Raw genomic sequence first — 22,444 nt, forward strand, 5'->3', positions numbered from 1 at the left:
TTCGTTTGACTTCTTTGGAAACAGTGGTCGGGTCTTTTAGAATGGATTGTCCGATAGCTTTGAAGGTTTCACCTCGCTCTAAGCCTAATTGGATATCATTACGGTCTGAAAGGGTAAGGTGTTTATGTTTTGTCATAGTAGACCTCATTTCTAACTCAAATGTCTCACACTTAATTCCACCATAAAAATCCGTTTTAGACTAATTTCCACTTTGGTCAGGTGAGTGGAAGTTACTTTGAGAAGTTACCTAGCTTGAAAAAATTGAAAAAATCAAGTCGTTTCTATTGACAATGATTCTGAAAGTGTTATACTAAGAAAGTAGTTTCGCTGATTTACTTCAAACCTGTTGTGAGGTAAGTTAACGATGCCTTAACCACGCTGTTTGCTGAGCTTGACTCCGGGCAGTGTGGCTATTTTTTTGCAATGGTGAAAGGAAGCAAGTCATGACAAATCACATTGTATTATTTGAACCTCAAATTCCACAAAATACAGGCAATATCGCGCGTACTTGCGCTGCGACCAATTCTCCTCTCCACATCATCAAGCCTATGGGATTTCCTATTGACGATCGCAAGATGAAGCGGGCTGGATTGGATTATTGGGATAAGCTAGAGATTTATTTTTATGATAGTTTGGAAGATTTCATGTCTCAGATGAAGGGAAAACTCTATCTGATTTCTAAATTCGCTGAGAAAGTATATTCTGAGGTGGATTTATCGACTGACGAAGACCATTATTTTCTCTTTGGGCGTGAAGACAAGGGCTTACCTGAGGACTTTATGCGAGAACATCCTGAGAAAGCTCTCCGTATTCCTATGAATGATGAACACGTCCGCAGCCTCAATGTGTCGAATACCGTCTGCATGATTGTCTACGAAGCTCTTCGCCAGCAGAACTTTGCAGGTCTTGAGCTTGTACATACCTATGAAGTGGATAAATTGAAATAAAAAATGAAAATGAACAAAATGCTTGCGCTTGCAAGCGTTTTTTGTTATGATAAAAGAGTCTTCAGGGCTGGGTGTGATTCCCGACCGGCGGTGACTTTAACTAGGAAATGATCTTTTCCTTTTATACTTTGTTGACAAGCTTTGCCTAACCAGAAGTTATGCCTACAGCTTGTCGCCTAGTCTAAAAGAAAAATCTCTATTTCCTTCTCTTTAAAGAAGTCCGCGAGCGCAAGCTGATGTGGTGAGATTCCACAACCGACAGTATAGTCTGGATGGGAGAAGACGAAAGAATAGCTTTGTCTGTTCTGATAGATTTATAGCTAGATTGTAACCGCTTGCTTTTGTTTTCTTTAATAGAGTAAGAGGGAACTTTTGGGATATAAAAAGTGAGAATAGATAGAGGAGTCCTTTCTAACTTCTTCTGATTTTATAGAAAATTGGAGGAACCTGTTATGACAAACACACGTCGACTTTCGACCATTGCAATCTTATCAGCCATTTCATTTGTGCTGATGTACTTTGACTTTCCGCTTTTACCAGCGGCGTCCTTCCTCAAGATCGAATTTAGTATCTTGCCAGTCCTTGTGGCTCTGGTGGTCATGGATTTGCCTGCTGCTCTAGGAGTTCTCTTGCTTCGCTCACTCTTGAAATTGCTTCTTAACAGCCAGGGAGTGAATACTTACATTGGTTTGCCAATGAATATCATAGCTTTGGGAGTTTTTGTCATCGTATTTGCTTTGATTTGGAAAAAGGAACGGACAACCCTTCGTTTCCTACTAGGCTCTCTAGCTGGAACTATTGGTTTAACCGTGGCTATGTTGGTTCTCAACTATGTTTACGCTGTTCCTTTGTACGCTAAGTTTGCTAACTTTGATATTGGAAAAATTTTGGGACTTTCCAACTACCTAATGACCATGGTATTACCTTTTAACTTGATTGAGGGTGTAATCTTTTCCGTTTCATTCTGGTTGTTGTACGTCCTTTTGAAACCAACCTTAAAACACTATGAAAGATAAACAAACATTTTTAATGAAGGGCAGTTTTGCCCTTTTACTTTTCGTTATTCTTGGCTACATGGTCAAATTTTACCCTGAAACGCTGGTCGGTTTTGACCAACCGATACAGACTGCCGTTCGAGGAGACTTGCCAGATTACTTGACTATTCTTTTTAGGGCCATCACACGCTTGATTGATATTCCAGTGATTATCACTTGGGTTGTCATTACAGCTTTTGTCTTTTATCGTAAGCGGTGGAAGATAGAAAGTTTCTTCATGCTGGGAAATCTGGCTTTGGCAGGTCTTTTAATCGTGACCTTTAAAAATATCTACCAGCGCCCACGGCCAGATATCTTACACTTGGTTGAGGAGAAGGGATTTTCCTTCCCAAGCGGCCATTCTCTGGCTGTAACCTTGATGGTCGGTTCTCTGATTGTCATTCTCAGTCAACGGATGAGAAATCCAGTCTGGAGAAAAATCGTACAAATCGTCCTTGGCCTTTACTTAGTCAGTGTGTTGGTATCAAGGGTCTATCTGGGAGTTCACTATCCATCAGACGTCTTTGCCAGTCTCTGTGTGGGTTTGGGAGTCCTGTTTATAGAGTTTCCCTTCTATGACAAGCTCCGCTTCCAATGGCGATTTAAAGGTAAGCAGAAGTGAATATCAAATTCTCTTGAGGAGAAAGAAATGAAAGTCAACATAAAAGCTCTCCATCCGACTCAACTATACTTATCAGAAAAGAAACTAGCAGGCCTCCAGACACTTTATCAGTCTGTAGAATTAAACAATGTTGATCCAATTAGTATTCTTGCGTTCGGAGATTGCTTGTTGATTACAGATGGACATCACAGGGCTTATCAGGCTTTATTGGCAGGTCAGGATACGATTTCTGCTGAGTGGGATAGAGATGGTGGTGATGAACTATATCATCTCTATGCGCAAGCCTGCGAAGAAAGAAAAATCTACTCTGTTCTGGATTTAAAAAATCATATCTTAGCTCAAGATGAGTATGAAGCAAAATGGTATAACTGGTGTGATGGTTTTAATCAAGCAGCAACTCTTTTGTTGAAAAGGAAAGCAGATGAAACAGGCCTTATAAATAGGTAGTGCATTGTGTCTTGTTCCTTTTTATACTGAAATTAATCTAATCTAACTTGTTTTTTAACTCAAAATCTGATAAACTATGTAGTAATTGAATAGAAATCTGCAAGACTAGTAACTCAAGGGAAGTATATCAGGGAGGAGAGCCGTGACTGCAAGCTCTTTATATGAAAGCTGGGTGAATTCACTTGCGCATGGATTTAGAAATGAAGGTCTGACTTGTCAGATGAAAACGGATGGTACCGCGTGTCAACGCTCCGAGTGGAGTTTTTGGCATGTGGTTTTCTTTTTATCTACGAGCGACTGATGGAGGAAATATGTCAACTATTGAAGAACAATTAAAAGCGCTTCGCGAAGAAATGCTGGCTAGCTTGAAGCAGATTACTGCTGAAAATGAAAAAGAGATGCAAGATTTGCGTGTCTCTGTCCTTGGTAAAAAGGGTTCGCTCACTGAAATCCTCAAAGGGATGAAAGATGTTTCTGCTGAGATGCGTCCAATCATTGGGAAACACGTCAATGAAGCTCGTGATGTCTTGACAGCTGCCTTTGAAGAAACAGCTAAGCTCTTGGAAGAAAAGAAAGTCGCGGCTCAACTGGCTAGCGAGAGTATCGATGTGACGCTTCCAGGTCGTCCAGTTGCGACTGGTCACCGTCATGTCCTCACACAAACCAGTGAGGAAATCGAAGATATTTTCATTGGGATGGGTTACCAAGTCGTGGATGGTTTTGAAGTGGAGCAAGACTACTATAACTTTGAGCGTATGAACCTTCCAAAAGACCACCCAGCTCGTGATATGCAGGACACTTTCTATATCACAGAAGAGATCTTACTCCGTACTCACACGTCTCCAGTTCAAGCGCGTGCAATGGATGCTCATGATTTCTCTAAAGGCCCTTTGAAAATGATCTCACCAGGGCGTGTGTTCCGTCGTGACACAGACGATGCGACCCACAGTCACCAGTTCCACCAAATTGAAGGCTTGGTTGTTGGGAAAAATATCTCTATGGCTGATCTTCAAGGAACCCTTCAGTTGATTGTGCAAAAAATGTTCGGTGAAGAGCGTCAGATCCGTCTGCGCCCATCTTACTTCCCATTCACAGAGCCATCTGTTGAGGTGGATGTTTCTTGCTTCAAGTGTGGTGGAGAAGGCTGTAACGTATGTAAGAAAACAGGTTGGATCGAAATTATGGGGGCCGGTATGGTTCACCCACGTGTCCTTGAAATGAGTGGTATCGATGCGACTGTTTACTCTGGATTTGCCTTTGGTCTTGGACAAGAGCGTGTAGCTATGCTCCGTTATGGAATCAACGATATCCGTGGATTCTACCAAGGCGATGTCCGCTTCTCAGAACAGTTTAAATAATGATTAGAAAAGTAGAAAAGGCAGATGTTGAGGTGTTGGCTAAAATTGCCAAACAAACCTTTCGTGAAACATTTGCTCATGATAATACGGAAGAGCAGTTACAGGAATACTTTGAAGAGGCTTATAGTCTGAAAACTTTATCAACTGAGTTGGAAAATCCTGACTCCGAAACCTATTTTATTATGCACGAAGAGGAGATAGCTGGTTTTCTCAAAGTCAACTGGGGAAGTGCTCAAACTGAGAGAGAATTAGAGGATGCGTTTGAAATTCAACGCCTCTATGTGCTACAAAAATTCCAAGGATTTGGACTAGGTAAGCAATTGTTTGGATTCGCTCTTGAACTTGCTACAAAAAATAGTTTTTCTTGGGCTTGGTTAGGTGTTTGGGAGCATAATACAAAAGCTCAAGCGTTTTATAATCGATATGGTTTTGAAAAATTTAGCCAACATCATTTTATGGTTGGTCAAAAAGTAGATACGGATTGGTTACTGAGAAAGAAATTAAGGTAAGAAGATGATTCTTCTATTGAAATGATAGGAAAGGAAAAGAACTAGAGTGGCAACTGTCATTCTGGAGAACTAAATTATGCTTGTATCTTATAAATGGTTAAAAGAATTGGTGGACATTGATGTGCCATCACAAGAGTTGGCTGAAAAAATGTCAACTACAGGGATCGAGGTAGAAGGTGTCGAATCACCTGCTGCTGGTCTCTCAAAAATTGTCGTCGGTGAGGTCTTGTCTTGCGAAGATGTGCCAGAAACTCACCTCCATGTTTGTCAGGTTAACGTTGGAGAAGAAGAAGACCGTCAAATCGTCTGTGGTGCACCGAATGTGCGTGCAGGCATCAAGGTCATGGTGGCACTTCCGGGAGCTCGCATCGCTGACAATTACAAGATCAAAAAAGGGAAAATCCGCGGTCTTGAGTCACTTGGGATGATCTGTTCACTTGGTGAACTGGGAATTTCTGACTCAGTTGTACCTAAGGAATTCGCAGATGGCATCCAAATCTTGCCAGAAAATGCCGTTCCTGGGGATGAAGTCTTCTCATATCTAGACTTGGATGATGAAATCATCGAACTTTCAATTACACCTAACCGTGCGGACGCTCTTTCTATGCGTGGGGTGGCTCACGAAGTGGCAGCCATCTATGACAAGGCAGTCAACTTTAAAGAATTTACTCTTTCAGAAACTGACCAAGCTGCAGCAGATGCTCTTTCTGTGGGCATTGAGACAGACAAGGCGCCTTACTATGCCGCTCGTATCTTGGACAATGTGACTATCGCACCAAGTCCACAATGGTTGCAAAACCTTCTTATGAATGAAGGAATCCGTCCAATCAATAACGTAGTGGACGTGACCAACTACATCCTTCTCTACTTTGGTCAACCAATGCATGCCTTTGACTTGGATACCTTTGAAGGGACTGACATCCGTGTACGTGAAGCGCGTGCTGGTGAAAAATTAGTGACTTTAGATGGTGAAGAACGTGACTTGGACGTGAATGACCTAGTCATCACTGTCGCAGACAAGCCAGTAGCTCTTGCAGGTGTTATGGGTGGTCAAGCAACAGAAATCTCTGAAAAGTCTAGTCGTGTCGTCCTTGAAGCTGCAGTCTTCAACGGAAAATCAATCCGCAAGACTAGCGGACGTCTCAACCTTCGTTCTGAGTCATCTTCTCGCTTTGAAAAAGGGATTAATGTGGCAACTGTTAACGAAGCCCTTGATGCGGCGGCTAGCATGATTGCAGAACTTGCAGGTGCGACGGTGCGTAAGAGTATCGTTTCAGCGGGTGAGCTTGATACCTCTGATGTGGAAGTTTCTTCAACTCTTGCTGATGTTAACCGTGTCCTCGGAACTGATCTTTCTTATGCTGATGTAGAAGACGTCTTCCGTCGTCTTGGATTTGGTCTTTCTGGCAATGCAGATAGCTTTACAGTCAGTGTCCCACGCCGTCGCTGGGATATCACCATCGAGGCAGACCTCTTTGAAGAAATCGCTCGTATCTATGGATATGACCGCTTGCCAACCAGCCTTCCAAAAGACGATGGGACAGCTGGTGAATTGACTGCGACACAAAAACTTCGCCGTCAAGTTCGTACCATTGCTGAAGGAGCAGGTTTGACAGAAATCATCACCTACGCTCTGACAACTCCTGAAAAAGCAGTTGAGTTTACGGCTCAACCAAGCAACCTTACGGAACTCATGTGGCCAATGACTGTGGACCGTTCTGTCCTCCGTCAAAATATGATCTCAGGTATCCTTGATACTGTTGCCTACAACGTGGCTCGTAAGAACAAAAACTTGGCCCTTTACGAGATTGGAAAAGTCTTTGAACAAACAGGCAATCCAAAAGAAGAACTTCCAAATGAGATCAACAGCTTTGCCTTTGCCTTGACAGGCTTGGTTGCTGAAAAAGATTTCCAAACAGTAGCAGTTCCAGTTGATTTCTTCTATGCTAAGGGAATCCTTGAGGCCCTCTTTGCTCGTTTGGGACTCCAAGTAACCTATACGGCAACATCTGAAATCGCTAGCCTCCACCCAGGACGTACAGCTATGATTTCACTCGGTGACCAAGTTCTTGGTTTCCTTGGGCAAGTGCATCCAGTCACTGCTAAGGCTTACGATATTCCAGAAACGTATGTAGCTGAGCTCAACCTTTCAGCCATCGAAGCTGCCCTTCAACCAGCTGCTCCATTTGTGGAAATCACGAAATTCCCAGCAGTTAGCCGTGACGTTGCCCTCCTTCTCAAGGCAGAAGTGACTCACCAAGAGGTTGTGGACGCTATCCAAGCTGCAGGCGTAAAACGTTTGACAGATATCAAACTCTTTGACGTCTTCTCAGGCGAAAAATTGGGACTTGGTATGAAGTCAATGGCTTATAGCTTGACTTTCCAAAATCCAGAAGATAGCTTAACGGACGAAGAAGTCGCACGCTATATGGAAAAAATCCAAGCATCGCTCGAAGAAAAAGTCAATGCAGAAGTGCGTTAAAGTATCAATCCATCCTTTGGGGTGGATTTTTGCTTTTCAAATAACAATTCAGGATCAAAAATAGACAGTTGAGGAACAGAGAAGATAAATTGGAGTTTACCAGTGTATAATGTACTCATAGCTCAAAGTACCCTAAGATTTTTTACTAAAATGAGGATGATAAAAATGGACAGAAATCATTGTAAAGGCTATCAAAAAGGAGTATAATGAGTGCAAGACATTTCGGAGGTGAAAGATGCTAGAAGTAAGAAGTCTAGAGAAAAGTTTTGGACCCAAGCAAGTTTTGTTTGGTATTGACTTTCAAGCGCGACCAGGTCGTATTTTGGGATTAGTCGGGAAAAACGGTGCTGGGAAGACAACGATTTTCCACAGTATTTTGAAGTTTTTAGAATACCAAGGAGAAATTAGTCTGGATAATCAGGATATTCGACAAGAGACCTACGCTCGGATTGGCTATCTGCCTGAAGAACGCAGCCTCATGCCTAAATTGACAGTCCTTGAACAAGTTCGTTACTTGGCGACTCTAAAAGGTATGGATGCCAAGGAGATCAAGGAAAAACTCCCTCAATGGATGAAGAGGTTGGAAGTGAAAGGGAAGCTGACTGATAAAATCAAGAGTCTGTCAAAAGGAAATCAGCAGAAGATTCAGCTCATTATTACTCTGATTCATGAGCCAGACTTGATTATCTTGGATGAGCCTTTCAGTGGATTGGACCCGGTCAATACAGAATTGCTCAAGCAAGTCATTTTTCAGGAAAAAGAACGTGGGGCAACCATTATCTTTTCTGACCATGTCATGACCAACGTCGAGGAGCTTTGTGACGATATTCTCATGATTCGAGATGGCCGTGTGGTCTTGCATGGACCAGTTCAGGATGTCCGCAATCAATACGGGAAAACGCGTCTCTTTGTTTCAAGTGAACGAAGCAAGGAAGAATTGGAAAATCTTCCTCATGTCAAGCAGGTAAGTTTGACCAAACAAGGCAGTTGGAAATTGATCTTAGAGGATGAGAGCGCTGGAAGGGAACTCTTCCCAATCTTGACTCAGGGGCAATACATCGCAACCTTTGACCAGCAAGCGCCAACAATTGATGAAATCTTTAAACTAGAATCAGGGGTGGAAGTATGAGAAATATGTGGGTTGTAATGAAGGAAACCTATCTTCGACATGTCAAATCGTGGAGTTTCTTCTTTATGGTGATTTCGCCGTTCCTCTTTTTAGCCTTATCTGTAGGAATTGGCTATCTCCAAGGATCTTCTATGGCTCAGAGTGGCAAGATAGCAGTAGTCAGCACTGTTCCAGCTGTGACAGACAGTCTTAAATCTACCAATGGTCTCAATTTTGATTATCAGGATGAAGCCAGTGCCCAAGCTGCTATCAAGGATGAAAAATTAAAAGGCTATCTGACCATTGACCAAGAGGATAGTGTCTTGAAGGCAGTTTATCACGGTGAAACTTCCCTTGAGATTGCTATTAAGCTAGGAGTAACGAGCAAGTTAAATGAGCTTCAAGATCAACTCAATCGTTCGGCAGCCAATTTGTCACAAGAACAGGAAAAACGCTTGGGACAAACAGTTAACTTTACGGAGAAAATTGATGAATCCAAGGAAAATAAAAAAATGATTCAAACCTTTGCGGCCGCAGGGCTTGGTTTCTTCCTTTATATGATTTTGATTACCTATGCTAGTGTCACTGCTCAGGAAGTGGCTAGCGAGAAAGGAACCAAAATTATGGAGGTGGTCTTCTCTAGTATCCGTGCTAGTCATTATTTCTACGCTCGCATGCTGGCTCTGCTTCTTGTGATTTTGACCCATATTGGCATTTACGTCGTGGGTGGAATTGCTGCCATTCTTCTCTTTAAAGACCTACCAATCTTGGCACAATCTGGTATTTTAAACCATATAGGAGAGGCTTTCTCGCTCAACACCTTATTGTTTGTCTTGGTTAGCCTCTTTATGTACGTTGTTTTAGCAGCCTTCCTAGGCTCTATGGTTTCTCGCCCTGAGGATGCAGGAAAAGCCTTGTCGCCTTTGATGATTTTGATTATAGGTGGTTTTTTTGGAGTGACAGCTCTAGGTACAGCTGGTGACAATCTCATCTTGAAGATTGGTTCATATATTCCCTTTATTTCGACTTTCTTCATGCCGTTTAGAGCTATTAATGGTTATGCAAATGGGTTAGAAACTTGGATTTCGCTTGCTATTACGCTTGCTTTTGCAGTAACGGCAACAGTCTTTATCGGACGTATGTATGCTAGTCTCGTTCTGCAAACAGATGATTTAGGTCCTTGGAAAACCTTTAAACGTGCCTTATCTTATAAATAGAAGAGCCTCGCGAAAGCGAGGTTTTTTAGAGATAAAAAGAGTGGAATTCAGAAAAATATTTTTCATATCTATTGACTTTTAGGGGTGAAATTTGGTATTATAGTAGGCGGTATTGTTTACCCCATTTGAAAGGCCCCGGAACCTTCCAAATACTTTTCGATGGGAAGGAACACCCATCACCGTAAACAAAAATCGAACTATATATAGGAGAAATCATGAACAAAACAACATTTATGGCTAAACCAGGCCAAGTTGAACGTAAATGGTACGTAGTTGACGCAACTGATGTACCACTTGGACGTCTTTCTGCAGTAGTTGCTAGCGTACTTCGCGGAAAAAACAAACCAACATTTACACCACACACTGATACAGGTGACTTTGTGATTGTTATCAATGCTGAAAAAGTTAAATTGACTGGTAAAAAAGCAACTGATAAAATCTACTACACTCACTCAAACCACCCAGGTGGATTGAAACAAATCTCTGCAGGTGAACTTCGTTCTAAAAATGCAGTACGTTTGATTGAGAAATCAGTTAAAGGTATGCTTCCACACAATACTCTTGGACGCGCTCAAGGTATGAAGTTGAAAGTGTTTGTTGGAGCTGAGCACACTCACGCTGCACAACAACCAGAAGTTCTTGATATTTCAGGACTTATCTAAGGAAAGGAACAATAAAGTATGTCACAAGCACAATATGCAGGTACTGGACGTCGTAAAAACGCTGTTGCACGCGTTCGCCTTGTTCCAGGAACTGGTAAAATCACTGTTAACAAAAAAGATGTTGAAGAGTACATCCCACACGCTGACCTTCGTCTTGTAATCAACCAACCATTCGCAGTTACTTCAACTGTAGGTTCATACGACGTTTTCGTTAACGTTGTAGGTGGTGGATACGCTGGTCAATCAGGAGCTATCCGTCACGGTATCGCTCGTGCCCTTCTTCAAGTAGACCCAGACTTCCGCGATTCATTGAAACGTGCAGGACTTCTTACACGTGACTCACGTAAAGTTGAACGTAAGAAACCAGGTCTTAAGAAAGCTCGTAAAGCATCACAATTCTCAAAACGTTAATCAATACGATTATATCAACGTTTCAAAGCACTCAAGAGTTTACCTCATGGGTGCTTTTTTTATGTTTTTTGAAAAAGTTCACCTCAAAGTTTACCTTATTTTCACCTTATTGTTTTAGAGACTGTAAGGCAAATTCACCTACTGTCATAGGAACTACATTAGAAGTATTTACATAAATCTGTGTTGTTCCTGTGTCACTGTGTGTTAGAGCCTCAGAAATAGCTTCTAAGCTCATTCCTGCTTGTTTAGCAAGCGTTGCTCCTGTATGTCGCAGTTTATGAGGTGTAGCATGTGCCAGCTCTTTATGTCGCTTTCTGATGCTTTTCATTTTATTGTTTAGATAGTCAGCATGTAAAGGCTTGTTGATGTTTCCTCTTGTGTCAATATATGTAAAAACAAATTGTTCTGGATTACTGATGATGCCAAACTTTGCTAGTTCATGTTTTTGTTGCTCTTTCCAAGAGGTAAGAAGCTGAAGTAAGTCATTAGAAATAGAGAAAATAGTCTTCTTATTTCCCTTAGTAGATTTTACTTGTCTATATCTATCTAAAGCTTGAATTAGCTGAATCTGTGATTTTGAAAAATCGATATGTTTCCATTGAAGAGCATAGGTTTCAGATTTTCTATCGCCTAAGAAAAAAGTGAGATAAAATAGGACATAATCTTTAAGGGTTATTTTATCATTCTCTAAATCTTCTTGAAATGCTGAGAACCATTCTTGGAGTTGTTCATGAGTTAGATATAAATCTTCCTCTCTCTTTGCCTCTGCAAGTTGAATCTTTTTAGTGGCCTTTATTCTTCTTAATATTTTTGCAACTTTATTAGCTTCGATATACTCAAGTTCTTCTGCCCAGTCAAAAATGGAAATCACATAGCTACGTAAAGATTTGAAGTTTGCATATTCATTAGCCTTAGATGTCATTAGATTTAGGATAACTTGCTTATTTTGATTTAGAAACTGTATCGTATAGTTTCCAAGAAGTGGTAGTATATGTTTTTCAAAACATGTTTTGGTATTAGCAACTGTTGACCTGCTTGGTGGCTTAGAAGTGGATGTAGTTTGTCCTGCTTTATAAGAGTCCCACCAGATATTGTTATAGAAGTCTGAGAAAAGAATATCTCCTTTTGCTAGTCCTGTAAACTCATTATCTTCTATTTGATTTAACTTGATAAGCAAGTCTATCTCAGCTTGCCTTGCCTCCTTTCTCGTTTTGAATCTCTTATCGTAATAATTGCTATTAACAAGACCAAGTGGCATTCGTGCTTCAATTGGGATATAGACTTTTAAGCGGTAAGTTCCGTTCTTTGTCTTACTAATGCTAGTCATGATATTCTCCTTGTGTATCGAACCAGAAAATATCATGACTATTATAAAACAAAAATATAGATATTTCTAGTTTTGTGAGTAAAGCCATGAATTAATGTCCTCTTTATTAAATCGTATAGTCTTGCCTATTTTTATTGTAGGCAGTCCTCGTTTGATCCAACTATCTAGTGTATTGTTTGAGATACCCAAGTAGTGGCAAGCCTGCTGTTTGTTTAAAAATGGGCTTCCAAGGTTACTATTGAGCAACTTCTTCTCAATTTCTTTCTGGATTAGTTCAGCGAGTAGGTGCTGAATTTTTTGAACCTCTTCATCTGGTAGAATTACTTGCATCTGTTCCTCCAATGTATGGTATAATAGAGGTATCAAGAGATACCCTACTTACTTTTCTTGATTATCTGCAACCTCGTCCTCGCTCGTCACAGTTTTGGACGGGGTTTTTGATTTGTCGTACTCCCATAAATCCCATTGATTATATAGTCCAACTGTAGATACTAACATGGATAGTAATTCTTCTTTACTTGCTGCTTCGTTGTCAGGTGTGAAATCGTAAGATAATGATATCGTTTGGTCAGTGCCTGGAATTTTCACAACTCTGTCTATAGTTCGTTTAGGTTGTGATTCATGGAAAGTAACGTTGTCACTATTTCCCCTTAAGGTTACTAGATGAGCGATTCTTCTAATGTATTGTGATAAATCTTCGTTAGTGTTTCCTTTAGCATGGTAGAAGAAACTCAAAGGATGTTTAGAACTTGTGATTATAATGACTTTAGAAGCACCTAATCTATTTTGATAACGTGCTGAGATAGGACTAATATTATAGGGGTCTAATAGTTTCAGCCAGTCCGAAGCGGTTAAGCTATCTCCTCGAACATCATCAAGTAGTAGGATTTCTTCTCCGTTTACTTCATCAAACATGTTAGTGCCTGCGGTCAAGACTGATTGCCAGTTTTGATCATTCAGTTTTGCTAACTGAATAAGACTTTCAGTTAGCGTCCTTGCAAATTTTGTCTTTCCTAGGCCTGAAAGTCCAAAGATAAAGAAGATTGTCTTCTTGAACTTCTTGTTTTCCAGTTCATGCTGTGTCATAGTTCCTTTAATTTCCCCGATTGTTCGAAAAGCTTCGTTTACTTTGCTTTTATGAACTGCATAAAGCATGTGATAGTCTTTATTCAGAAGCATTTCCTTTTTGGTGATGTTTCCGTTCAGAATGTTATCGATAAGTAAGTCAATATCTTTGTAGGTTTGTTTTACCTCTTTTTTTGCTTTTCCTTTAAGCCAGCTTAGATGTCTTTCGTGATAAATTTCTAAGTAGTCTTTACCTTTCAGAGTGAATACCTCGTCAGGGGAATATTGATACTTATCTTTATCTTTTGCATGAATTAAGTATGCTAACAAGTTATCGTAGCCATATCTACCAGATTTAGCTTTCTCAAGATATTGAGGTTCTAATCCGATTTTTAATGCTAAATCGGTAAGTGTAGCACCTTTTGAAAATTTTAGTAAGGCATGGATATGAGGTTCTTTTAGTTTGGAGGTTGTTGAATTAGTTACACTGTCAAAGCCGATGGATGTGTCCTTGTCGTGTTTTATTACGTATGCTTCGGAAACAGTTGCTACTTCACTAGCTCTTCTGACTATTTCTTCAAGAATTTTTTCGACATTTTCGGATTTTATTAGTTCTTCATCCCAGTCATTCTTCCAATAAGTCGTATCAAAGTATTGTGTGATTGATATAGAAGTTAAAAGTGCTTCTTTTCTCTTTGTTGCCATGTATAATTAACCTTTCGTTATTAACTATTCTTTAATTATTCTTTTAACTATTCTGGGTTAGACCGTTGACAAGCCCAGTCTAACCACGCGTAAAGAATAGTTAGAGTTAAAATCTTAGATGTTTTTTGCCTACCGCAGGTGGGCGAGTCATCTAGCTAGTGCATGCTGGGGTAAAATGAACGACCTCTTCGGGTCGCCCCAGCCTGCCCAATCTATCTGACTTGCTCTGTAGGTTGGTATCTGTTTAACATTTCTAGCAATACTTCCTGAACTTTATCAATATCCCTGATATTAGCTACTTTAACCTTGATTGGTGGACTTCCATCAAAAACTTGATACCAGCCATGTTGCTTGGGTAGAGTAGCTAGTTTTTGCCCTGCTTCTATGTCAAATATACTACCGGAAATGGCTGAACGACTTGCTATTGATCCCAATCCTAAAACTGCTCCAAATTGATTTCTAAGTGAGCTATTACCAAGAACTTCAGCCATCAGATCCTGTGACACACAAAGTAGCCGTATTCCAATAGACCTACCTTGTAATAAGATAATTTTCAGATGATGTTGGGTTTCTTTTTTCTGCTTACTAGGCAATGTCTCTACAAGACTTGTCAGTTCTTCACAAAATAAAACGAGGGAATTTCTAGGTTTACTCTTATCAGATTTTCTACTTAAAAGTTCATTATAAACTAACTCAATCGCCTTATATGAATCATCTCCAAAGAAACAGTTAGGAGAATTTTCGGCAAATAACCAATCCTCTGATTTGGGGTCACAAGCAACTAACAACGCTCTTTTCTCAATTGGCAGATGTGCTGTTTTATGGGCAATGTCAGCAAGGATTGCTTGAGCGATAACGCTTTTGCCGCTACCTGTTTGTCCTAGCACCAGGAAATGCGGAATAGCTCGTTCCCAACCTATTCTTTGACCTGAAAGAGTTATTAAAGGTCTAGTATCTACTACCATAAATCAATCTCCTCAAAATCTTCTTTAGTCTCAACTTCGGAAGCTCTTGCCATGCGATTGTATGTTGCCTCTTCGATTGTTTTAATATCAAATTTAGCAACCCAACCAGCACCAGCGTTTATTTCTACGTGCATATAGTCAAGAGCAAATTCATTTGTATATTTTGACAGTATGCCTGAGAAGTAGTCTTCTAATTTAGTTTCAGTTGTTGGATCTAGCTTGTTTGCAAGATAGATCCAAACATCTATACCTCGTGTAGTAGCAGGATTTATAGTTTTTAACTGTAAATCTTGAGATAAGTTTTGATTGAGATGATTGACTACGTTGTGTAAGATAGTAGCTTTTCGAGCTTGTAATTGTTCATCAGATTTCTTCTTCAACAACCAAAGAATGACATTTCGGATCAATGTGGTTATAGTCTTAACTTGCTTGCCTGTTAACAAAAGACATTGTTCCCATAGATTTTCATTTCTCTTAACAACCTCATCTGACAAAATGAGAAACTGTCGTTTTAGAGAGATGTGTAGAATATTAAGACCTTGCCATAGGAACAGTACAATAAAAAGATAGGATAGTATTTTTATTAGCATATGTTTTATCTCCTTTTTATAGTGAGTAGTTATCATCTACACAATGCAGATGATAACTCACTATTTTTATCACTTATTTTAATGAAATATCGGAAAGCTCAGCTACAAGAGCGAGTCCGACTGGTTGCTTCAACTTGTCAAGAACAAATGACAAGTCATACTTGTTAAGTACGATATCAGCGTTTATCAAACCATCTAAATTTTCGTTTTGATAGTTCTTCAGCTTTACTCGGAAGGTTGGACAGTAAGCTGATTGAAAGATGCTAGAGAACTGTTCATAGAGTTCGACATCTACGCATGTAAGAGATGCCCATGAACGTTGATTTTCTTGACCTTCATTGATGATTCCGCTATTTGTATCAACTACTTTGATTTCTGAGGGGATATCAACAGAAGTTGATAAAGCATTTAAAAATGCTCTTGCGCTTTCGTGGTTGCCGACGATTAAATTTTTTTCTTTTGACATGTTAATTCCTCTTTGTCTTTACATGGTCAGACTTTTTAGAATGCTGACAAGTGATTTTAATCTTTAATGATAACAAGTTATTAAATGTTATCAATTTAACTCATATAGTACATTTTTCATCACCCCAAACGTTTAGTTTCAAATACTATATCGCGAGGGGGTTCCTTCAGTTACGTCATTTTAATATTAAAAATTAAATTATCTCAAAAATACGCCATTGTATAAATATTATAGTATAGGTAGTCAAAAATTTACGCCAGTGGATATATATTATGGCATGATGTTGTTCTAAATTTTCGTCAGACTCTTCTTATTTTGCTCAGGTAGTTAGACCTCTTCGCTGGGATACCCATTTTTTAAGTTGTTTTGATTAGTCATTTTCGGTAGGGAGAAAGAATTTGAGCTAGGGTCTTAGAAATTTTTTAACCATAGCGAAGAACATTCGGTTTTTATTTACAGGAGAATAAAATAAAACCAAGTCAATTTTTTTGTGACTTGGTTTATGTTTCTATTTCGTCAATAAGCTGTATCATTAGCTTGAGAACTCTTTCTTGTTTACTAGGTGTTAGTTCCTTAATTTTATATATTAGTTTATTTATTAAAGGATTGCTTTCGGTTACGGATATATCGAAAAAAGTCTCTATATCTGTATCAAGTGCATCCATAATTTTTTGTAATGTTTTTATTTTTATATTAGGCTCAAGATTTTCTAGTTTGTACGTGTATTTCAATGGTAGATCCGCCAGCTCCTCTAGTTGCTGTTGAGTCAAATTTTTTTGAAGTCTCAGTAATCGGATTCTCTTACCTAGATAAGATTGTAGATTTGTTTTTGTCATATCAGTACCCCTTAAATCCTATCATACTCAATTTTATAGTCTTAAAAAACTACTATAAAAGAGAAATGCTATATAAAATAGTTTTAAAACACTACAATGTGTGATAAAATAGGACTATAGAACTATCAAAAGGAGATTTATAAGATGGAATTACAAAAAGGTCACGGAACCATTAAGAAATTGCGTACTGGCGCAGTTATTTCAACGCTTGCAATCTCGGCTCTAGGGGTATCTACTGGGGTATCTGCTAGCGAGACTGAGGTAGCCGTTAATGAACCAGCAACTAGGGTAGTTGCTAAGGACGAGGTATTCCCTAAAGTTCCAAGTCAAGCGGACGTAGATAATGCTAAGGCTGAATCTGATAAGGCTAGTCAGGATGTAACCAAGCAGAAAGAAGTTGTTTCAGCTACAGAAACTAAGATTGCTAATACTGAAAAGACTATCGCTGATACTACTAAAAAGTTAGAAGAAGCTAAGTCGGTTACACCTCAAAAGGTGGCTGAAGCTAAGTCTGAGGCAGAAAAGCGAGCTAATGAACTGGCTACTGCTGAAAAGACTGTAGCTGATGCTGATAAGTCTGTATCTGCGACTGCTGAAAAGGTTGCTGACCAAACTAAGGTAGTATCTAATGCGGAGAAAACTGCCACTGATACTGCTAATAAGGTAGCTGACGCTCAGAAGAAAGTAGATTCTCTTTCATCTACTACTGACACCACCCAACTTGAAAAAGAGGTAGCTACGCTTACTAACCAAGTCAAGGAAGACACTAAAGCCGTATCGACTGCTCAGACTAAACTTGATAATGGTAAAAAAGCTCAATCTAACAAAGACCAAGCTATCAAAGACGCTCAAGCTGGGGTATCTAAGGCTGAAGCCACTCTCAGCCAAGCTACTACAGCCCTTGCTAATGCTAAAGCTGACCAATCTAACAAAGACGGTGCAGTTACAAATGCTAAGTCAGCTCTTGACGTAGCTAAAGAAGGTGTCACTGAAACAACTACATCTTCTGAAAAGATGTACGATGTTCCGAAGGCAACTTACGCCCCAGCTCTATCCCAAGGGTATATCGACGCAATCAAGGCTCTTGCCAACGGTACAGGTACTGCAGACGCAGTAGACACTGAGGCTTATGATGTTCCTTATGCTGACCCTAAGTCTGGTGCATCAGCTGACTCACTCAGTGACTTCAACTCTACAGGTTCACGTTACTATAAAGGTAAAGACATTCCTTATGGTTCAGAAGACACTGATGCAACTGAGATTACTGACTTCCAACACCTAACTAAAGAGCAACAAATCCGATTGGCGACTTATGTGGCATCAATCATTAACGAATTGCGTGCTAAAGTTGGTACTAAACCTGTTACAGTAGGGGATAGTTCTCTCAAATTGGCTGAAGCCTTTAACAACCTTGCCAACGAATATAAAACTGCAAAGGGGGAAGGGTACTCTGAACACCACCTTAAAAGCCTAAAAGAGAAGTATGAGCTAGCTAAGCAGGACTCAGGTGTAACTGCTCCATCCGTTGCAATCCGTTCTAAGATGACTCCTAGTTTCTCAGGTTCTGACGTTACTACTATGGCTCAGATTAAGCAAGTTGTATATGACGGTATTGTAAGGACTCTCATGGCGGTAGAAGAAAATACAGGCAGTTCAGACCGTTTCAGTGGATCACTTTCTCTTCTTGGATTGCGTGATTCTGATAAGACTAACCTGGGAGTGGGTATCGGTGCTATGCTCTCACAACTTACAACGGGGTACGAAACTTCAATCACATTATCAGCCCCTCAATCAACTTCTGCAACTACTAAGAAAGTAGACGAAAAAGCAGTTAAAACTGCTCAAAAATCCTATGATGATGCCGTCAAAGCCTCTCAAGAAGCCAAATCAGCTGTCCAATCAGCCCAAACTGACTACACCAACGCAGAAACAGCTCTTGCTAATGCTCGTACTAACCTCTCTAACGTAGTAGGTAACAAGACTGATGTTCCAGCTCTTGAAAAGGCTCTTGCTGACGCTAAAGACAAACTAGCACAAGACACTAAAGCTTTGCAAACTGCTAAGGAATCGCTTGCCCTAGCTAAATCAAATGCAACTGACAAAGCTAAGGCTCTTGCTGAAGCTAAGACAGCTCTTGCCAATGCTAAAGCTGAACAATCAACTGCTAACCAATCCCTTGAAACTGCTAAAGGTGAATTGGAAGTCCTTACTAAGGCTCATGATGTAGCAGTCTTGGCTCGTAAGTCAGCTGGTGCAGACCTTGCTCGTAAACGTGAAGCATCTAAAGAAGCTACTGACACTCATACAGTTCTTGAACTCGCTCTTACTAAGCGTGAGGAAGTCCTTAAGGCTTTAGATAAAGAGCTTACTGACGCTAATGCTAAACTTGGTGTACTTCGTGCTGAGTTGGAGACTGCTAAGGACGAGTTGGCTCGTCTAGAGGGTATCGCTGAATCTAAGGCTCGTATCCATGCTAACTTGAAAGACCTCAAAGACCGCTACGAAACTGAACAAGCAGAAAAACGTCGCTTGGAAGAGCTATCTCGTAAAGCAGACGCAATCCGTAAAGCAGGTGGTCAACCTAAAGAAGTCACTAACGCTAACGGTAAAGTAGTTGACATCGTAGATGCGAAGGCACAAAACAAACCTGTTAATGTGGCTACAGTAGGAACTAAAGACGATAAAACATATCAAGCTCCTGCAAAAGCTACAAATACAAAAGCAGAACCTAAGAAACAACTTCCAAATACAGGAACAAAGGATTCAGGACTTTTAGCATTGCTTGGAGCAAGTCTTGGACTCCTCGCTTTAGCAGGAAAACGAAAATATAATAGATAAAAAGAAAGAGAGCGGTGGCTCTCTTTTCTAATGGAAACAAATTAGTATACATGTAAAAATTTTATATAAGGTAAATTTTTGATATTCTGGTTCGATTTTTGCTTATTTTTTATGAAAGTTTACCTTATTTTAATGAAACTGATTGAAATTAGTTGAAATTTTATTTTTTGAAAACTTATGAAAACGTTGATTTTAAAGCACTTTGAAATTAGATGAAATAAGTGGTGCCCCAACCAGGTCTTAAGAAAGCTCGTAAAGCATCACAATTTAGTAAACGTTAATTCGAAAGAATTACTATACTTACAAAGAGCACCTTTCGGGGTGTTCTTTTTTGTACTTTCTTGATAAATTGGTGCAATTGACACAGTTGTGGTGACTTTAGTCGCTTACAAATGTGGCTGCAACCTGACGAGGTCAGTTGCCTCAAAACGTTAATCAATACGATTATATCAATATTTCAAAGAGTCTGGGACAAAAGTCTAACCTTAAATATAAAAAGCGAACAAAACGAGGTATCTGACACTCAGAATTTTGTCTTGTTCGCTTTTTTTGTCTAATCTATCGATTTTTAAAACTTATAATAAAGAATTCCTGAAATAAAAATCTTTTTGTCCCAAACTCTTTTTTGTCGATTTTTAAGCTCGAATAGCTTTGTGATAACCTTCTGATAACCTCTTCAAAATTTTAAAAATCATAATTCTATTTTGCTTTATTGAGATAATCTGCAAATTTGTCAATAGAGTTTTTCTCACCAGTTTTTGTGGTGTGAGTATAGACATCTAATGTCATCTGACTGCTTGCATGACCGAGACGTTTTGATGTATTAGAAGGATCGATTCCAATTTCAGACATAAGTGTTGCATGTGTATGTCTAAACCCATGTGGGCTAATTGGTTTTAATTTATGCTTTTTAATAATTCGATTCAGTACGTTATTAATGTAATCAGCATGAAAAGGTTCAATTTTGTCATTACTTGATATGTAAGAGAACATATATTCGTTACTAATATTCAGCTTTGTAAGAGGAAACTGAGATTGTTCTTTCAGATAGAAATTTCTCCATTGCTTAATAATATCGATTGTCTCATCATCAAGATAGATTGTACGAACTGAAGATTCATTCTTTGTGCTCTTTTCAATCGCTTTACCGTCAATTCTTCCTAGACTTTTATCTATGTTCAATAGATTGCTGTCAAAGTTAATATCAGCCCATTTTAAAGCGTATAACTCCCCTTTTCGTAGTCCACTAAATGCAAGCAGTCTAAATAAAGCAAAATGTTTAAATGGCTCAGTTTCTTCCACTATATCAAGGAAATGATGTAATTCCTCCAGAGACCAAAAATTATCTGATCTAGTTTTTTTGATTTTAGGCATGATAACATTCTTCATTGGATTTCGATCAATGTAGTTCATGTTGATTGCAAAATCAAAAATTTTTAAGGTATAGGATTTTATCTGTTTGATATTTTTGAAAGTCTGAGATTTTTGTGTAATAAAGTTTTGACAGTCTAAAGGACTGATTTGGTCAATAAATTTATCGCCAAATATTGGTAGAATATGTATTCGATAGATATTCTTAGTTTGGGAAGAAGTTGTTTCTTCAACGGTACCAACATAGGCCTTAAACCATTCTTGATAAAGTTCTTTATAAGTTACTTTGGGGTTAGGTTTGTCGGTATTTACTGTGGGAGCAACGACACCAGCTTCTAAACGAGCTTCGTACAATTTTGCCTCTTTTTTGGTTTTGAAACCTCTCTTTAAGTGCCTTTTTTTCTTTCCATAAGCATCTAAGCCAATGTAAAAGCTGACATAGTATAGGATTCCTTTTTTTGTTTTGTATTTGTGTATAGACATTTTTTCTCCGTATCTAAGTTTTCGGAGCTTATGTAGTTGAGAAATGAGTGTCTATCTATTTTTTCTATCTTCTTGGCGGATAGCGTATTCGTCTGTTTTAATCCAGCTCTGCCAAACTTTAGAATCTTTATTTTGGTGATTCATATAGTCTATAAACTCAGACATAAAACGTTTATTTTTCTCAGCTAGGTATTCTGAGAATATATGACGAAATTCATCTGAAAAACTATCATCAAGTGGTAGTGTTAATGCCCTTTCGCCAAATTCGATACTTTTCTTTAACTTCTCCATATCGCTTTTAAAAGGTGTCACAGAACCAATTTTAGATGTTTTGAAACTATCTGTAACAATTTTAAGATTTGATGGAGCGTGTGGGTTGCTATCAAGTCCCATAATGTAAGCGACGGAAACATTAAAGTATTTTGCCAATTTTTCAGCATTATCTTTTTTAGGTTTGCGGATTCCTTGATTGTATCCAGAAAGTGTAGGATAGGCTATATTTGTAGCTTCGCTAATTTCTGTCAATTTTTTTCCACTATTTTCTATCAGTTTAGTAATATGATTCGTCATAAGAACCTCCTTTTTATCATTATAACACATTTTATTCTTTTTGAATAAAAAAGCTTGACAAAAATTCAAAAAGGATATATAATTCAAAATGAATAACAAATTAAATGGTTTCGGAGCTTATTTAATTTAGAAATGAGGTGTGAATTTATGTCGGAAACTACTTTAGTTGTCCAGCTTCCTAAAGAATTAGAGAAGCAATTACGTGCTCACTATGATGAGATGATTTCAAATGCTGTAGCAAGAGTATTTGAAGATAAAGAACTTTATAAACCTATGGTTCGTATGTCAGGTTTGTCTAGGTGGTTAGATGTATCTACGACAACAATCCAAAAATGGACGAAAGAAGGAATGCCAACCATGGTGATTGATGGAGTGACTTTATACGATAAAAGAGCAGTAACACGATGGTTGAAGCAATATGAAAGATAGGT

Annotated in this window: 23 protein-coding genes and 1 riboswitch; of the genes, 13 read left to right on the forward strand and 10 right to left on the reverse strand. The window is 39.0% G+C overall.

The genetic code is table 11. The features are described from left to right. A partial coding sequence (locus D8855_RS08245; protein WP_142999115.1) for a helix-turn-helix domain-containing protein occupies positions 1-136 on the reverse strand: 136 nt, incomplete at its 3' end. Positions 137-443: 307 nt separating this feature from the next. Here D8855_RS08245 and D8855_RS08250 point away from each other — a divergent pair. The 11 genes from D8855_RS08250 (at position 444) to rpsI (ending at position 10,797) form a co-directional block, all read left to right on the forward strand. After that, complete coding sequence (locus D8855_RS08250) at positions 444-947, forward strand: tRNA (cytidine(34)-2'-O)-methyltransferase (RefSeq protein ID WP_050207395.1); 504 nt, start codon at positions 444-446, stop codon at positions 945-947. A gap of 53 nt (positions 948-1,000) precedes the next feature. Then, a riboswitch (FMN riboswitch) is annotated at positions 1,001-1,235 on the forward strand. Positions 1,236-1,399: 164 nt separating this feature from the next. Continuing rightward, entirely contained in the window at positions 1,400-1,963 is a 564-nt protein-coding gene (locus tag D8855_RS08255) for an ECF transporter S component (RefSeq protein WP_125416912.1), read from the forward strand. Further along, positions 1,953-2,603 (forward strand): phosphatase PAP2 family protein, encoded by a 651-nt coding sequence (locus D8855_RS08260; protein WP_125416914.1) that lies wholly within the window; start codon positions 1,953-1,955, stop codon positions 2,601-2,603. The genes D8855_RS08255 and D8855_RS08260 overlap by 11 nt, the downstream gene beginning before the upstream one ends. 27 nt (positions 2,604-2,630) lie before the next feature. Continuing rightward, on the forward strand, positions 2,631-3,050 hold the full coding sequence (locus tag D8855_RS08265) for a chromosome partitioning protein ParB (protein ID WP_125416916.1): 420 nt from the start codon (positions 2,631-2,633) through the stop codon (positions 3,048-3,050). Between the two features lie 311 nt (positions 3,051-3,361). Beyond that, positions 3,362-4,408 carry a phenylalanine--tRNA ligase subunit alpha gene (gene pheS, locus D8855_RS08270; RefSeq protein ID WP_049547092.1) on the forward strand — a complete coding sequence of 349 codons (1,047 nt, stop codon included), beginning with the start codon at positions 3,362-3,364 and terminating at the stop codon, positions 4,406-4,408. Then, a complete protein-coding gene (locus D8855_RS08275; RefSeq protein WP_125416918.1) occupies positions 4,408-4,917 on the forward strand; it encodes a GNAT family N-acetyltransferase in 510 nt (169 codons plus the stop codon). The genes pheS and D8855_RS08275 overlap by 1 nt, the downstream gene beginning before the upstream one ends. A 76-nt stretch (positions 4,918-4,993) precedes the next feature. Further along, positions 4,994-7,399, forward strand: coding sequence for a phenylalanine--tRNA ligase subunit beta (pheT, locus tag D8855_RS08280; RefSeq protein WP_125416920.1), 2,406 nt, complete (start codon positions 4,994-4,996; stop codon positions 7,397-7,399). Between the two features lie 235 nt (positions 7,400-7,634). Beyond that, positions 7,635-8,528, forward strand: a complete 894-nt coding sequence (locus D8855_RS08285) for an ABC transporter ATP-binding protein (RefSeq protein ID WP_000895284.1) — start codon at positions 7,635-7,637, stop codon at positions 8,526-8,528. Then, positions 8,525-9,724, forward strand: a complete 1,200-nt coding sequence (locus tag D8855_RS08290; RefSeq protein ID WP_001245398.1) for an ABC transporter permease — start codon at positions 8,525-8,527, stop codon at positions 9,722-9,724. Before D8855_RS08285 ends, D8855_RS08290 begins: the two co-directional genes overlap by 4 nt. A 215-nt stretch (positions 9,725-9,939) precedes the next feature. Continuing rightward, positions 9,940-10,386 (forward strand): 50S ribosomal protein L13, encoded by a 447-nt coding sequence (rplM, locus tag D8855_RS08295; RefSeq protein ID WP_001044624.1) that lies wholly within the window; start codon positions 9,940-9,942, stop codon positions 10,384-10,386. Between the two features lie 18 nt (positions 10,387-10,404). Further along, positions 10,405-10,797 carry a 30S ribosomal protein S9 gene (gene rpsI / locus D8855_RS08300; RefSeq protein ID WP_000075973.1) on the forward strand — a complete coding sequence of 131 codons (393 nt, stop codon included), beginning with the start codon at positions 10,405-10,407 and terminating at the stop codon, positions 10,795-10,797. 106 nt (positions 10,798-10,903) lie between these two features. On the opposite strand, the gene D8855_RS10575 is transcribed toward rpsI, so the two are convergent. From D8855_RS10575 to D8855_RS08340, 7 genes are all read right to left on the reverse strand, one after another. Next, complete coding sequence (locus D8855_RS10575) at positions 10,904-12,124, reverse strand: site-specific integrase (protein WP_185757579.1); 1,221 nt, start codon at positions 12,122-12,124, stop codon at positions 10,904-10,906. Between the two features lie 66 nt (positions 12,125-12,190). Then, positions 12,191-12,454: a helix-turn-helix domain-containing protein gene (locus D8855_RS08315; protein ID WP_001196066.1), complete on the reverse strand. Its 264-nt coding sequence runs from the start codon at positions 12,452-12,454 to the stop codon at positions 12,191-12,193. Positions 12,455-12,502: 48 nt separating this feature from the next. Then, positions 12,503-13,894 (reverse strand): Rep family protein, encoded by a 1,392-nt coding sequence (locus tag D8855_RS08320; protein ID WP_125416922.1) that lies wholly within the window; start codon positions 13,892-13,894, stop codon positions 12,503-12,505. A 212-nt stretch (positions 13,895-14,106) separates the two neighbouring features. Beyond that, positions 14,107-14,859 carry a type IV secretory system conjugative DNA transfer family protein gene (locus D8855_RS08325; RefSeq protein ID WP_004249590.1) on the reverse strand — a complete coding sequence of 251 codons (753 nt, stop codon included), beginning with the start codon at positions 14,857-14,859 and terminating at the stop codon, positions 14,107-14,109. After that, positions 14,853-15,449 (reverse strand): hypothetical protein, encoded by a 597-nt coding sequence (locus D8855_RS08330; protein WP_260467387.1) that lies wholly within the window; start codon positions 15,447-15,449, stop codon positions 14,853-14,855. Before D8855_RS08330 ends, D8855_RS08325 begins: the two co-directional genes overlap by 7 nt. Before the next feature lie 73 nt (positions 15,450-15,522). Further along, positions 15,523-15,915 (reverse strand): hypothetical protein, encoded by a 393-nt coding sequence (locus D8855_RS08335; RefSeq protein WP_125416924.1) that lies wholly within the window; start codon positions 15,913-15,915, stop codon positions 15,523-15,525. 500 nt (positions 15,916-16,415) lie between these two features. Then, positions 16,416-16,751, reverse strand: a complete 336-nt coding sequence (locus D8855_RS08340) for a helix-turn-helix domain-containing protein (RefSeq protein WP_125416926.1) — start codon at positions 16,749-16,751, stop codon at positions 16,416-16,418. A gap of 144 nt (positions 16,752-16,895) precedes the next feature. On the opposite strand from D8855_RS08340, the gene D8855_RS08345 reads away from it, so the two are divergent. Beyond that, positions 16,896-19,589, forward strand: a complete 2,694-nt coding sequence (locus tag D8855_RS08345; RefSeq protein ID WP_125416928.1) for an SEC10/PgrA surface exclusion domain-containing protein — start codon at positions 16,896-16,898, stop codon at positions 19,587-19,589. A 699-nt stretch (positions 19,590-20,288) separates the two neighbouring features. Here D8855_RS08345 and D8855_RS08350 read toward each other — a convergent pair. Both D8855_RS08350 and D8855_RS08355 read right to left on the reverse strand, forming a co-directional pair. Further along, positions 20,289-21,443, reverse strand: a complete 1,155-nt coding sequence (locus D8855_RS08350; protein WP_125416930.1) for a site-specific integrase — start codon at positions 21,441-21,443, stop codon at positions 20,289-20,291. A 51-nt stretch (positions 21,444-21,494) separates the two neighbouring features. Continuing rightward, complete coding sequence (locus D8855_RS08355; RefSeq protein ID WP_000181350.1) at positions 21,495-22,013, reverse strand: helix-turn-helix domain-containing protein; 519 nt, start codon at positions 22,011-22,013, stop codon at positions 21,495-21,497. A 147-nt stretch (positions 22,014-22,160) separates the two neighbouring features. Here D8855_RS08355 and D8855_RS08360 point away from each other — a divergent pair, with 147 nt between their 5' ends. Next, positions 22,161-22,442 (forward strand): hypothetical protein, encoded by a 282-nt coding sequence (locus D8855_RS08360; RefSeq protein ID WP_000005472.1) that lies wholly within the window; start codon positions 22,161-22,163, stop codon positions 22,440-22,442. The last annotated feature ends 2 nt before the right edge of the window (positions 22,443-22,444 follow it).

The organism is Streptococcus mitis (genome assembly GCF_003942685.1).
In the GTDB taxonomy this organism is placed as follows: domain Bacteria; phylum Bacillota; class Bacilli; order Lactobacillales; family Streptococcaceae; genus Streptococcus; species Streptococcus mitis_CD.